At 44.0% G+C, this 14440-nt stretch carries 9 protein-coding genes and 1 tRNA gene; 4 read left to right on the top strand and 6 right to left on the bottom strand.

The window, feature by feature from the left end; genetic code table 11:
• Positions 1–148: 148 nt before the first annotated feature.
• Positions 149–224: transfer RNA gene (locus AACU28_RS22555), tRNA-Ile, on the top strand.
• A gap of 182 nt (positions 225–406) precedes the next feature.
• Positions 407–1675, top strand: a complete 1269-nt coding sequence (locus AACU28_RS22560) for an O-acetylhomoserine aminocarboxypropyltransferase/cysteine synthase family protein (RefSeq protein WP_017080208.1) — start codon at positions 407–409, stop codon at positions 1673–1675.
• A 111-nt stretch (positions 1676–1786) separates the two neighbouring features.
• Here AACU28_RS22560 and glmS read toward each other — a convergent pair whose 3' ends face one another.
• Positions 1787–3619: a glutamine--fructose-6-phosphate transaminase (isomerizing) gene (gene glmS, locus AACU28_RS22565; RefSeq protein WP_102453216.1), complete on the bottom strand. Its 1833-nt coding sequence runs from the start codon at positions 3617–3619 to the stop codon at positions 1787–1789.
• Between the two features lie 107 nt (positions 3620–3726).
• The gene (locus AACU28_RS22570) at positions 3727–4497 is read right to left on the bottom strand and encodes a DeoR/GlpR family DNA-binding transcription regulator (protein ID WP_121603615.1); all 771 of its coding nucleotides are present in this window, start codon (positions 4495–4497) and stop codon (positions 3727–3729) included.
• A 429-nt stretch (positions 4498–4926) separates the two neighbouring features.
• Here AACU28_RS22570 and pykF point away from each other — a divergent pair, with 429 nt between their 5' ends.
• Both pykF and AACU28_RS22580 read left to right on the top strand, forming a co-directional pair.
• Complete coding sequence (gene pykF / locus AACU28_RS22575) at positions 4927–6339, top strand: pyruvate kinase PykF (RefSeq protein WP_017077653.1); 1413 nt, start codon at positions 4927–4929, stop codon at positions 6337–6339.
• Positions 6340–6512: 173 nt separating this feature from the next.
• The gene (locus AACU28_RS22580; protein ID WP_017080206.1) at positions 6513–7184 is read left to right on the top strand and encodes a GntR family transcriptional regulator; all 672 of its coding nucleotides are present in this window, start codon (positions 6513–6515) and stop codon (positions 7182–7184) included.
• A 664-nt stretch (positions 7185–7848) separates the two neighbouring features.
• Here AACU28_RS22580 and AACU28_RS22585 read toward each other — a convergent pair.
• From AACU28_RS22585 to AACU28_RS22600, 4 genes are all read right to left on the bottom strand, one after another.
• A complete protein-coding gene (locus AACU28_RS22585) occupies positions 7849–9732 on the bottom strand; it encodes a sensor domain-containing diguanylate cyclase (RefSeq protein ID WP_108093262.1) in 1884 nt (627 codons plus the stop codon).
• A gap of 111 nt (positions 9733–9843) precedes the next feature.
• Positions 9844–10338, bottom strand: a complete 495-nt coding sequence (gene ilvN / locus AACU28_RS22590) for an acetolactate synthase small subunit (protein WP_004735875.1) — start codon at positions 10336–10338, stop codon at positions 9844–9846.
• A gap of 1 nt (position 10339) precedes the next feature.
• Entirely contained in the window at positions 10340–12097 is a 1758-nt protein-coding gene (locus AACU28_RS22595; RefSeq protein ID WP_102453214.1) for an acetolactate synthase 3 large subunit, read from the bottom strand.
• A 460-nt stretch (positions 12098–12557) separates the two neighbouring features.
• On the bottom strand, positions 12558–14366 hold the full coding sequence (locus AACU28_RS22600; RefSeq protein ID WP_102445176.1) for an AMP-dependent synthetase/ligase: 1809 nt from the start codon (positions 14364–14366) through the stop codon (positions 12558–12560).
• Between the last annotated feature and the right edge of the window lie 74 nt (positions 14367–14440).

Below are 14440 nucleotides of genomic sequence, written 5' to 3' on the forward strand. Positions count from 1 at the left end.
TGGTTAGCTTTTAAGCATAAAATAAAAAAGGTGAGCGTTGGCTCACCTTTTTTGTGCCTACGTGATTTAAGTGGCTAAGATGTAAGCGGAATTGCCCCTCATAGTGTCTAGACACCATTGATTGGTTCCCCTATAATCTATGCCCTACGGCCCCTTAGCTCAGTGGTTAGAGCGCACGACTCATAATCGTTCGGTCCCCAGTTCAAATCTGGGAGGGGCCACCAAATTAGAAAAGCCAGAACAGTTCACGCTGCTCTGGCTTTTTGCTTTTCTAGCCCTTTATCTTCTAGCTTAACGCTCAGCCCCATTCGTCCAGTTTCTTCTATGTGACTAAACATACTTTTCTTTTATAAAAAAATCGGCAATATGAGAGTACACAAATCATTCAATAGTTCAGGGAAGACTCATGAAAGACGAAACGCTCTCGATTCACTTCGGCTACGACACTGATCCAACAACCAAATCGGTTGCGACTCCTATTTACCAAACCGTTGCTTATGAATTCGATGATGCACAACACGGCGCCGACCTGTTTAACCTTGCGGTGCCGGGCAATATCTACACTCGCATAATGAACCCAACCAACGATGTGTTGGAAAAACGCATGGCAGCCTTAGAAGGCGGGATTGCAGGCTTAGTGGTGAGTGCAGGCAGCGCGGCGATCAACTACGCGATTCAAACGTTGGCACAAATCGGTGACAACATCGTTTCAACACCTCAGCTTTACGGTGGTACTTACACCCTATTTGCTCACATGCTACCAAACCAAGGCATAGAGGTTCGCTTTGCCAAAGACGACAAGCCTGAAAGCTTGGCTGCACTAATCGATGAAAAAACCAAAGCGGTTTACTGCGAAAGTATCGGTAACCCAGCAGGCAATATTATCGACTTAGAACGTGTTGCTGAGCTTGCTCACGCGCAAGGTGTACCTGTGATTGTCGATAACACGGTGGCGACACCAGTGTTGTGTAAACCTATCGATTTTGGTGCCGATATTGTGGTGCACTCGCTAACCAAATACGTTGGTGGTCACGGAACAACATTAGGTGGCGTGATTGTCGATTCAGGCAAATTCCCATGGGCAGAACACAAAGATCGCTTCCCGGTCTTTAATCAGCCAGAGCCTTCTTATCACGGTGTGGTGTATACCGAAGCCTTTGGTGAAGCCGCATTTATTGGCCGTGCTCGAACCGTTCCATTGCGAAATACGGGGGCAGCACTGTCGCCTATGAATGCCTTCATGTTGATGCAGGGTCTAGAAACGTTGTCGCTACGCATGGAGCGACACACCGAGAATGCATTGAAAGTAGCAGAATACCTTAAGCAACATGAGAATGTGAGTTGGGTAAGCTACGCGGGGTTACCAACCTCTGAGTTCTACCCATTGGCTGAGAAATACATGCAAGGTAAGCCGTCTGCCATTTTATCTTTTGGCTTGAAAGATGGTTATGAAGCCGGTGTTCGTTTCTATGATGCGCTGCAAATCTTCAAGCGCTTGGTGAACATTGGTGATGCAAAATCTCTCGCTTGTCACCCAGCTTCGACGACACACCGTCAATTAAGCGAAGCGGAACAAAAGCAAGCAGGTGTATCACCAGAGATGATTCGCCTCTCAGTAGGTATTGAACACATTGACGATATCTTGGCTGACCTAGAGCAAGCACTTAATGCTTAATGCTTAATGCCGTTAAAGCTAGATCTAACGCTGATCGTTAGCTAACAGACACAAAAAAGCCCATCACAGGATGGGCTTCTTATTATCTAATTTTCTTAGATAGGCTAACGATTACTCAACCGTTACCGCTTTCGCAAGGTTACGAGGTTGGTCAACATCGGTACCCTTGATTAGCGCTACGTGGTAAGACAACAGCTGCATCGGTACTGTGTAGTAGATAGGTGCTGTTACTTCACTTACGTGAGGCATCTTGATGATCTTCATGTTCTCATCGCTTTCAAAGCCTGCATCTTCATCTGCGAATACGTAAAGTAGACCGCCACGAGCACGTACTTCTTCAACGTTTGATTTCAGCTTCTCTAGCAAGTCGTTGCTTGGTGCAATAACGACGACTGGCATATCGGCATCGATAAGAGCCAAAGGACCGTGCTTAAGCTCACCAGCCGCGTATGCTTCTGCGTGGATGTAAGAGATCTCTTTCAGTTTAAGAGACGCTTCCATCGCGATTGGGTAGAACTCACCACGACCCAAGAACAGTGTGTGGTGCTTATCTGCAAAATCAGGTGCTAGCGCTTCAATCTCTTTATCAAACGCTAATGCTTTCTCGATATCAGCAGGCAGTTGATGCAGTGCTTGAACGATCTCAGCTTCTTTCTCTTCATTGATGCGACCTTGTAGACGACCAATTGACGTTACCATCATCAGCATTGCAGCTAGTTGAGTGGTGAAAGCTTTAGTAGAAGCAACGCCGATCTCTGTTCCTGCGCGAGTCATGAAGGCAAAATCAGATTCACGAACCAGTGAAGAACCTGCAACGTTACAGATAGTCATTGCTGACATGTAACCTTTTTCTTTTGCAAGACGAAGTGCAGCAAGCGTATCCGCCGTTTCACCAGACTGAGACAAAGTCACCAATAGGCTGTTCGGGCGAACAACGAAATCACGGTAACGGAATTCAGAGGCAATCTCTACGTCACAGCTTACGCCTGCTAGAGATTCAAACCAGTAACGAGCTGCCATGCCTGAGTTGTAAGACGTACCACATGCGATGATCTGCACGTGTTCAACCTTGCTTAGGATCTCTTCCGCTTTAACACCGATTGCGTTAGTGATAACCGAAGTGTCAGAGATACGACCTTCCATTGTGTTGATCAGCGCTGTTGGCTGCTCAAAGATCTCTTTCTGCATGAAGTGACGGTATTGACCTTTGTCACCTGCATCGTGCTCTGCGTTTGATTCAACGATTTCACGCTCAACACGCTCGCCCGCTACATCAAATACCGTAACATCACGACGAGTTACCTCAGCAACATCACCCTCTTCTAGGTACATGAAGCGACGAGTCACGCTTAATAGCGCTAGTTGGTCAGAAGCAAGGAAGTTCTCGCCGACACCAAAACCGATAACGATTGGGCTACCAGAACGAGCAACAACGATACGGCTAGGATCTTTACGATCAACCGCCACTGTGCCGTATGCACCGTCTAATTGTTTCGCTGTCTTTTGAAGCGCTTCAACCAATGAATCAGAAGTACGAAGTTCCCACTCAACAAGATGAGCGATAACTTCTGTATCTGTTTGTGAAGTAAACACGTAGCCACGCTCTTGCAGCAGAGCGCGCAGTGTTTCGTGGTTTTCGATAATACCATTGTGTACAACAGCAATATCGCCCGACATGTGTGGGTGTGCGTTTGCTTCAGAAGGCTCACCGTGTGTCGCCCAACGTGTATGAGCGATACCAGTACCGCCAATAACATGTTGTTGATCGACTGCGTCTGCTAGCTCTTGTACTTTACCAAGGCGGCGTACACGAGTTAGGTTAGATTCGCTGTCAACTACAGCGACACCCGCTGAATCGTAGCCTCGGTATTCTAGGCGGCGAAGGCCTTCTACTAAAATTTCGGCTACATCACGCTGTGCTACTGCACCAACAATTCCACACATAGTTTCACTCCATCAATTTCGTTTTATTCCTATTGGCAGCAAGCAAAGGCCAGATCTTTATTAAGATCAATTATAGGAAGGTAAATGCATAACACTTAAATTTGTTTTTACGCTGGATCGGTCAGGATCACTCGAACATCATGTGATTCGATACTTGCTTTGGATTCTTCGCCTAAGTCTATATCGGTAATTAAGATGTCAATGTGTTCCCATGCCAGCTCTAAGTTCGGGATCTTTCGTCCCACCTTTTCCGACTCAACCATCACGATCACTTCTCGTGACACTTCAGCCATTACTTTACTTAGGCCAACCAATTCATTGAACGTGGTTGTGCCTCTATCAAGGTCGATACCATCAGCCCCAATAAATAGTTGATCAAAATCGTAAGCTCGAAGTACTGATTCTGCGACTTTGCCTTGAAAAGAATCCGAATGGGTATCCCAAGTGCCGCCGGTCATTAGCAGTGTTGGTTCGCTTTCCAACTCATTAAGTGCATTAGCGACATGCAACGAGTTGGTCATCACAACCAAACCACGCTTGCTATTGAGCTGCTGAATTAGCGCCCCTGTCGTGCTACCGCTATCGATCACAATGCGATTATGGTCGCGAATTAAATCTGCAGCGGCTTTCGCTAATGAAATCTTTCGAGTCGAAACTTGTGGACCCAGTTCTTCGTTCACAACCTCTTTCGGTAATGAAATCGCACCACCATAACGGCGCAAAAGCTGACCGTTTTTCTCTAAAGACGCTAAGTCCTTTCTAATCGTGACCTCTGAGGTTTCGAATTTAGCGGATAGTTCATCAACACTAACCTCCCCCTTTTCATTAACGAGGTTAGAAATAGCATGTCTTCTGAGCTGGGTGTTTCGTTTCGACATTTAAAAAAGGCCAGTAAGTTTCGATTTGAAACATATTATAGTTACAACGAAACTATTTAGTCCATTTATTTTGATCCAAAAAATTAATAAATAGCGATAAAACCTTGTCCTAAGACAATTGTTAAGCAGTGATATTGAACTGATTAGGTGGTAGAATCCGCACCCGAAAAGAAAAAAAATTACAAAACTGACTGTTATTTTTTTGCAACTTACCTCTTATATAGTGGGGTAAGTCACATAAAACCGATATTGAATCAAAATCTTTTGGTCATAAAATGACTAAAATTGATGAAAGACTTACAACTCTGAAGGACATATTGGAAGTCCCGCGCTTTTACACAACAGGCACAAAATGTTGATGTAGCGGACCAATCTTCAGACCTTAAATAAATTTCAAATTGTAACAATACTTACCGGAGAGTACCTTCCATGAAAAAGACCAAAATCGTATGTACGATTGGCCCTAAAACTGAATCTGTAGAGAAGCTAACTGAACTAGTAGATGCTGGCATGAACGTTATGCGTCTTAACTTCTCTCACGGTGACTTCGCAGAACACGGCACTCGTATCGCGAACTTCCGTACAGTAATGGAAAACAAAGGTGAGCAACTTGCTATCCTTCTAGATACTAAAGGTCCAGAAATCCGTACTATCAAACTTGAAGATGGTAACGACGTAGATCTAGTAGCTGGTCAAGAGTTCACTTTCACAACTGACGCAACAGTTGTTGGTAACAAAGACGTAGTAGCAGTAACTTACCTAGGTTTCGCTAAAGACCTAACAGCTGGTAACACTATCCTTGTTGATGACGGCCTAATCGAAATGGAAGTTATCGCAACAACAGAAACTGAAGTTAAGTGTAAAGTTCTTAACAACGGTGCTCTAGGCGAAAACAAAGGTGTTAACCTTCCTGGCGTTTCTGTTCAACTTCCAGCTCTTTCTGAGAAAGACAAAGCTGACCTTAAGTTTGGTTGTGAGCAAGGCGTTGATTTCGTAGCTGCTTCTTTCATCCGTAAAGAAGACGACGTTAAAGAAATCCGTGAGCTTCTAAACGCTAACGGCGGCGAGAACATCCACATCATTTCTAAGATTGAAAACCAAGAAGGTGTAGATAACTTCGATTCAATCCTTGAAGCTTCTGACGGCATCATGGTTGCTCGTGGTGACCTAGGTGTTGAAATCCCAGCTGAAGAAGTAATCTTCGCTCAGAAGATGATGATCGAGAAGTGTAACCGCGCACGTAAGATGGTTATCACTGCAACTCAAATGCTTGACTCTATGATCAGCAACCCACGTCCAACTCGTGCTGAAGCGGGTGACGTTGCGAACGCAATCATGGATGGTACTGATGCAGTAATGCTTTCTGGTGAAACAGCTAAAGGTAAGTACCCAGTTGAAGCTGTAACTATCATGGCTCAAATCGCGAACCGTACTGATTCAGCTCTTAAAGCTGAGCTAGGTTCTCGTCTAGACAGCCCACGTCTACGCATCACTGAAGCAGTATGTAAAGGCGCTGTAGACACAGCAGAGAAGCTAGCTGCTCCTCTAATCGTTGTTGCAACTGAAGGCGGTAAGTCTGCACGTTCAGTACGTAAGTACTTCCCAACTGCAAACATCCTTGCTCTAACAACTAACGAAAAGACAGCTGCACAGCTAGTTCTAACTAAAGGTGTTAAGCCAGTTCTTGTTGACTCTATCGAGAACACAGACGCGTTTTACATCAACGGTAAAGAAATCGCTCTACAATCTGGCCTAGGTAACAAAGGCGACATCGTAGTTATGGTTTCTGGTGCTCTAGTAGCTTCTGGTACTACAAACACGGCATCTGTTCACGTTCTATAAGAATGAACCGATACGCATAAAATATAAAAGAGGGCTTCGGCCCTCTTTTTTTATGAAACAAATCTTGCCTAACTTTTCAGTACGCTGTATTATCAATCACAGTAGAATCACGTACTGTTAACTTCCATGGGCTCTTTCTAAGAGACGGATTAGCAGACTAGAATCAAATATGCATGAGGTTTGTAATGTCTAGTCCTACGCTCACAGACAAAGTATCAAAGATGATTCGCCAAGATATTCTTAATGGTGAGTTAACCCCTGGCCAAAAACTCGTTGTTGCTGATCTAAAAGCACGATACAACGTAGGCGCATCTCCAATTCGTGAAGCCTTAGTGCAGTTATCTTGGAGTAAATACGTAAAGCTAGAGCCACAAAAAGGCTGCTGGGTATCTCCGGTATCAAAGAAAGAACTCAATGACCTATACGAAAGCCTTCGACTGGTCTCTTCCGTTCTGCTTAAAAAAGCGATCTCAGCTGGCGATGAAAGCTGGGAATTAGAAGTGTTGACCTCTTACCACAAGCTATCACGCCTTCAGAACGTAGAAGAAGAATTTGATTCTGTTGAATGGGAAGAACGCCACCAACAGTTCCATGTCGCGTTGCTTGAAGGTGCTGATTCAGAAAACATGTTTAAGTTCTTTGATGAACTAATTAACCAAGTTAAACGTTACCGCTTCTTAGCAATGTCAGCTGAAACAGCATCTGATGATCTGTTCAATATTGATGAGCACGAAATGATCATGAAGCTAGTACTCTCTAAGAATGCAGAACAAGCAACAGAGTTACTTGATCAACATTTACTAGGTTCAATGAAACGAATTGAAGAAGTTATCGAAGCGGCATAACGCCAAGATAGATTCTAACCAAATAAAAACGGAGCCCACGGCTCCGTTTTTTGTTTCCAGTATCACGACTGAACTACCACCCAAAAAACTCTTTGTGATGAGTATTGAGCAGTACAACCATAGGTAAAAAATACAGTGCACTCAGTTGAAAGCCAAGAATGACTAATGTGCCTATGGTTAACCTCACTAAAAAATCGACAAACATACCACGCCTCTTTTAACCAGACAGTATGATCCCCAAACTCTTGCTACAGCTAACCTAATTCTACTGTTATCTCTCAAGCCATTGATAAGGCGAGCTAACCAGCTGAATTAAGTTAACGGTGTCATCCCTTTTATATCGGGTAAACACTCTGTTTATTGGTTCGCTTAACACGACGCAACCTGAAGCAAGATAGTTTACTTATTGTTTATTTTAGCTCAAATTTTCATCAGCATTAGACTTTAGTCTAACTACATAAGACTTGTGACATAGGTCGCCTCAAAAGTGAGATTCCTAGTATAGATGTAGAAAGGCAAGGCTGAAGTGCTAGCTTTAAAAGATACGAAGCGAGAAAGATGGCTTGATAGGAAAGTGGTTAGTCACTTAAAACGTAAATCTTTTTAAGGGCTAAGTCTGTTGAAGGCCAAGTGAAATATTAAAGACGAATCGAGTAATGAAAAATTAAGCGACATCAGCATGACTAGGGCACATAGAGACGGTATTGCGCCCAGACGATTTAGATTCGTAGAGCCCAACATCGGCACATTTGTATGAGCGAGTGCTGTTGCTTGTCAAATCAGTGAAACCGACACTCACCGTCACTTTAGTCCCTGAGGATAGCTCTATTTCTATTCGTAATCGATCCAACACACGTTTCGCTTCCGGCAGTGAGGTGTGTGGCATCAGTAATGCAAACTCCTCCCCCCCAACGCGAGCAACAAAATCAGTATTGCGTAGGCTGTCTTGCAGAAGCCTTGCAACACTTGCAATCACTCGGTCGCCTTCATCGTGGCCAAGTTCGTCATTGATTCGTTTGAAGTTATCAATATCGACTAAAGCTAAGCAAGTGGTCGCTTCATTAGGGTAACGCTCGACCAAGCGAGAATAATACGCGAGCTGCTCTTCGAACTTTCGGCGGTTCCAAAGGTTACTCAAAGAATCTCGTTCACTTAAGATCCTCAAACGCACCTCAAGCTCCTTCCTTACAGAAATATCAACCAAAGACGTAATATAGTAACTGATCTTTCCAGAGCGATTCTTAACGGCTTGTACTCGCATGATGACGGTGAAAGGGATACGTAACTTGTTCTTACACAGAACTTCTCCCTCCCATACTTCTTCTTGCTCTAAGTGTTGCCAGATTGAATCGCTAGAGAGTGCCTGCTCGGTATTTTCAAGCAACAGCTGTAATGCATTTTGACCGATAACTTGAGTTTTGCAGTACCCAGTCATGTTCTCAAACTCGTTGTTGATCATCATAGTGCGATGCTGCTTATCAGAGATCATGACGGCCGACATGCCGCTCAATGCGGCGCGTGCCAACTTACTTTCTAGACTTCGACGTCGGTAATGAGTCACTAAATAAGCAAACGGAAATGCAAAAACCAGTACCGTTAGCAACACAAACACTTCTTCTTGAGAGAGGTCACTTAAGCTCGGTTCAGCTCGATCCATCAGTTGTTTCTGATTAAGTTGAATCAGTAAATGAACCTTTTGACTATTCGCGAGCATCACCGTGTTAAACGCAAACAAATTGCCATCTTCAAAAACGTGCCCCACCTGATCATTAGAGATCGCTTCCCATGCCTTTGGTGCGATGTTTTTCAGGTTATAGCCTTTTCTTTCTGGAATAGAATCGCCAAACAGCTTACCGCTATGGTTACTCGCTATGTAATAACCCGCTTCATTAAGAACTTCTGCTCTAAGATCATTATCAGGGGAAAAGCTAAGACGCGACGATAAACCCCATACGTCGAGATTAATAACAAGGTAGCCCACTCTTTTCTCAGGTGTTTCTACGGGGGTAAAGACACGAATAACCGGCATATAAGGGAAGGTGATCTCACCATGTTCCATTTCAAGCTCAATGCCCCAACCGCCAATTTGTTCAGCTTCTAGTTTTTGAGCGTATTGAAAGTAGCTCGAGTCAGATTTATCTTGAAGTTGTTGCGGTACCGTTATGTGGCCTGAATCAGCGGAGTAGTTGACACGAACCAGCTCTTTACCCGAGATATCTAGCAGGTGGATCTGTGTATACCATTTTTGGTTCACGAGGACAGACTGCCAAACCTCTTCAAGTAGATCTTTGGTTTGGTCAGAGGGAGAAGAGGCAAAGTTAACCAAGCTTTGGCTGTGGCTTAACAGGCCCATTACGGAAACTAATTGACTCTTAAGAAGATCGTAGTCTCGCTTCGCGTACACCAATTGATGGACAGCTTGCTTAGCCGAGTAGTCAAAACTCTGCTGCTTCACTTCTTTATATCGCTGCAAGTAATATAGAGCGACAGCTGAACAGAGTGTGATTGAGATGATTAGTAATGTAATTATTGATTTTTTATTTCGCATTACTAGCTCAGGAAGAAAAAGAGAGCGCAAGATTATAGCACTCTAGGAAATTAACAAAATAAAAGCCGCTTAAAAAAGCGGCTTTAAAACTATTTTTTAAATACTTATTGTTTAGGCTTTCAACGCTCGTTCACCACGTGCGATGCCAACAACCCCACTTCGAGCCACTTCAAGTACTTCCGTTACTTCAGACAATGCCTGAATGAAAGCATCCAGCTTCTCGCTAGTGCCGGCCATTTGCACCGTATATTGCGAAGCCGTTACATCAACGATTTGGCCACGGAAGATATCCGCGGTGCGCTTCACTTCGGCGCGAGCAAAGCCGCTAGCGCGTACTTTTACCATCAATAGTTCACGCTCGATATGCTCAAGCTCAGACACTTCTTGTACCTTAAGTACGTCGATTAACTTGTGTAGCTGTTTTTGGATCTGCTCAAGCTGCATTTCGCTCGAGTTAGTGGTGACATTCAGACGAGAAAGCGTTGGATCATCCGTAGGAGATACATTCAAAGACTCGATGTTGTAGCCACGCTGAGAAAACAAGCCAACCACTCGAGAAAGTGCACCTGGTTGGTTTTCCATTAATAGTGAAAGGATGTGTCTCATATTATGTTCTCTCCGTTTTGCTTAGCCACATGTTATCCATACCCTCGCCTTTGATCTGCATTGGGTATACGTGCTCGGTGTCATCCACACTGATATCGACAAATACCAAACGGTCTTTCATCGCCAGTGCTTTTTCCAAACCTGATTCCAGTTCATCCGGAGATGAAATACGCATGCCAACGTGGCCATAAGCCTCAGCAATCGCAGCAAAATCAGGAACAGAGTCCATATATGAATTAGAGTAACGACCTTGATAAACAATGTCTTGCCACTGTTTTACCATGCCTAAGAAACGGTTGTTAAGGTTAATAATCTTAACGGGAATATTGTATTGCAGCGCAGTCGACAGCTCTTGGATATTCATTTGAATACTGCCGTCACCAGTAACAATCACAACTTCTTCATCAGGTTTCGCAAACTTAACGCCCATACCAGCAGGTAGGCCAAAGCCCATCGTGCCTAGACCACCAGAGTTAATCCAACGGCGTGGCTTGTCAAACGGGTAGTACAAAGCAGCAAACATTTGGTGTTGACCTACATCAGAAGCAACATAGGCATCGCCATTGGTTACTTTATGAAGTGTTTCAATAACTTGTTGTGGCTTAATACGACCAGACGTTTTGTCATATGCCAAGCAGTCACGCTCTTGCCACTGTTTAATTTCACTCCACCAGCTTTCCATCGCGTCTGCATCGTTAGTTCCACCTTGCTCAATAAGCAGGTTAACCATGCTCTCTAGTACTTTTTCCGCTGAACCTACAATCGGTAGATCCACTTTAACGTTCTTAGAGATAGAAGATGGGTCGATATCAATGTGCATGATCTTCGCATCAGGGCAGTACTTATCTAGGTTATTGGTCGTTCGATCATCGAAACGTACGCCAATACCAAAGATCAAGTCCGCATTGTGCATCGCCATATTGGCTTCATACAAACCATGCATGCCCAACATACCCAAAGAGTTCTTATGGGTACCAGGGAAAGCGCCAAGCCCCATTAGGGTGCTTACCACGGGTAAATTCAGTGCCTCTGCTAATTTTAACAGCGGCTTATCTGCCTCAGAAATAACTGCACCACCACCGACATAAAGTACCGGCTTCTTCGCTTCAAGAAGGGCTTTTAGCGCCTTTTTGATCTGACCTTTATGACCCGTAACCGTTGGGTTATACGAACGCATTTTGATCGTTTCTGGGTATTCATAAGGAAGCTTGATTTGTGGGTTTAAGATGTCTTTTGGCAGATCAATAACCACAGGACCAGGACGTCCTGTCGTTGAAATATAGAATGCTTTTTTAACGACTTCAGGGATATCTTCCGCTTTCTTAACGAGGAAGCTGTGTTTAACGATCGGGCGGGATACACCCACGATGTCACACTCTTGGAAGGCGTCATTACCAATTAAGCTATTTGGTACGTTACCAGAAATAACTATCATTGGAATTGAGTCCATGTAGGCGGTGGCAATACCAGTAACGGTATTGGTCGCACCCGGACCAGAACACACAAGTACTACGCCCGGCTTACCGGTAGAACGAGTATAGCCATCTGCCATGTGGGTAGCGGCTTGTTCGTGTCGTACTAATACGTGTTTAATTTCAGCAGTTTTAGCATGCAGCGCATCATAGATATCAAGTACAGAACCACCTGGGTAACCAAAGATTTGTTCTACACCCTCTTCAATTAGAGACTGCACCACCATCTCAGCGCCAGATAACATTTCAGCGTCGGATGACATGGCTGTTTCAGGTTTTGTTGTCATATTGCTCTCCTCACCAGTTTCCAACCATATTTGGTGAACATGTTGGGCTGGTTTTTCATAGTCTAGGGCTTATTCGTAGCCTAATTCGAAATACTTCCACTTTTTCGGCTATGGCTGTCTGTCGTGATAACAACAAACAGTAATACGAAACAACTTTAACGCTTTATTATCATCTGGTCTAACACCTGTTATCCGATAATTACGTCAAAAAACCAACTATTAGCTGAAAGCATTAAATAAAACCCAAACCAAACCCAATAGTTAGATTTAAAAACCAATTAACACCTAAAAAAAAGAGCTTAATATTCAAATGAATCACGGTTTATCGATTAATTACGCCCTTATTGGTGTGCGCTTTCGCACATTGTGCTGTGTCAGCAGGCATAAAAAATCCCCCTAAAAATGCAATCACATTCGTAGGGGGATTTTTAAACAACTGAAAATTTATCTAAGCAGAAAACTACTTATCTTTAGGCTTTTCATTGTACATTTCTTCGATTTCGTCTTGATACTTATCGTTGATAACTTTACGACGCAATTTTTGAGTAGGTGTCAGTTCGCCATCATCCATAGAAAATGCTTTTGGCAGCAACTTGAATTTCTTCACTTGCTCAAACTTAGCCAACTCTTTTTGTAAGTCATTCACGCGCTTCTCTAGCATCTCGACAATCTGGTGGTGCTTAACAAGCTCAACACGGTCGTGATACTTGATATTCAGCTCTTTGGCATACTCTTCTAGCGAGTCATAGCAAGGAACGATCAGCGCAGAAACGAATTTGCGCGTATCAGCGATAACGGCAATCTGTTCGATAAAGTGATCTTTACCAATCGCGCCTTCAACCACTTGCGGTGCAATGTACTTACCGCCAGAGGTCTTCATCAATTCTTTAATACGATCAGTAATGAACAGGTTACCATTTTCATCAAAATGTCCCGCATCACCAGTCTTTAGGAAACCGTGCTCGTCAAACGTCTTAGCGGTCTCTTCTGGCATCTTGTAGTAGCCACGCATCACCATTGGACCACGAACAAGAATTTCATCCTTAGCACCAATTTTCACTTCAGCGCCCGGCATCGACATACCAATTGAATCAGGGTTAAAACAACGGTCATCCCAGCACGATACTGTTGCCGTGGTTTCTGTCATGCCGTAGCCAAGTTTTACGTTGATACCAATCGCGTGGAAGAAGCGACCAATGGTTTCATCAAGCTTCGCGCCACCACATGGCATGAAGTTGATGTTACCGCCTAACAGAGCTCGCAGTTTAGATAACACAAGCTTATCGGCAAGCGCATGGCTCTTCTTCAGCATGAATGATGGTGTGCGACCTTCTTGGTGACAAACAGAAAGCTTCGCTCCCATGTTCACGGCCCAAGTAAAGAGGACTTTACGGATAAACGGTGCTTTAGATACTTTCTCGTGAATCGCTGAGAATATCTTCTCGTAGAAACGAGGAACTGCAGACATAACCGTTGGCTTAACATCACTCAGCGCATCACGCACTTGCATTGTGTCTTGCAGGTAACAGTTGGTTGCGCCTTTATAAAGCACATAGAAAGTCCAAGCACGCTCAAATACATGTGATAAAGGTAAGAAACACAATGAGACGTCGTCTTTGCTTAAGCTAAGGCGCTCATCATGGCCTTTTAGTTGATAGCCAACGTTCGTGTAATCAAGCATTACGCCTTTTGGCTGGCCTGTTGTACCAGAGGTATAGATAAGCGTCAGTAAGTCATCCATACAGGCATCCGCAAGACGAACATCAAGTTCAGCTTGCTGATCTTCAACACCACGAGCCATGAATTCTTTCCAAGAGACGGCAAAGCGATGTCCTTGCAGATCGATATCATCAGACATCGCCACAACAACTTCTAGCTGTTCACACTCTTCAAAAAGGCTAACCGCCGCATCAAATTGAGCTTGCTCGCCAACGAATAAGATCTTCACATCTGCATTTTGGATAATGTAAGAAGACTGCGCCGCTGTGTTGGTTGGGTAGATTGGGACCGTTACAAGACGCGCTTGTAAAGATGCAAAATCTGCCACAGTCCACTGAGGCATATTGTTCGAAAAGATACCGATCTTATCCTGAACTCTCAGTCCGTGAGCCAACAGTGCTAATGAAAGCGTATCGATTTGTTGTCCAAACTGTTCCCAGCTAATACCTTGCCATACATTGTCGACTTTATGCTTCAAAGCTGTACGGTTGCCGCCTTGGGCAATTTGGTCACGAAGTCTTTTTACGATATGAAAATCTAAATTGGCCATCTCTTTACCTTTGGCTTACACCTGTAAGCTTTTTTGAGCGCACAAGTGTACCTCTGATCATGGAAAAGGCAACT

Source organism: Vibrio sp. SBT000027 (assembly GCF_963894355.1).
Taxonomy (GTDB): Bacteria; Pseudomonadota; Gammaproteobacteria; order Enterobacterales; family Vibrionaceae; genus Vibrio; species Vibrio splendidus.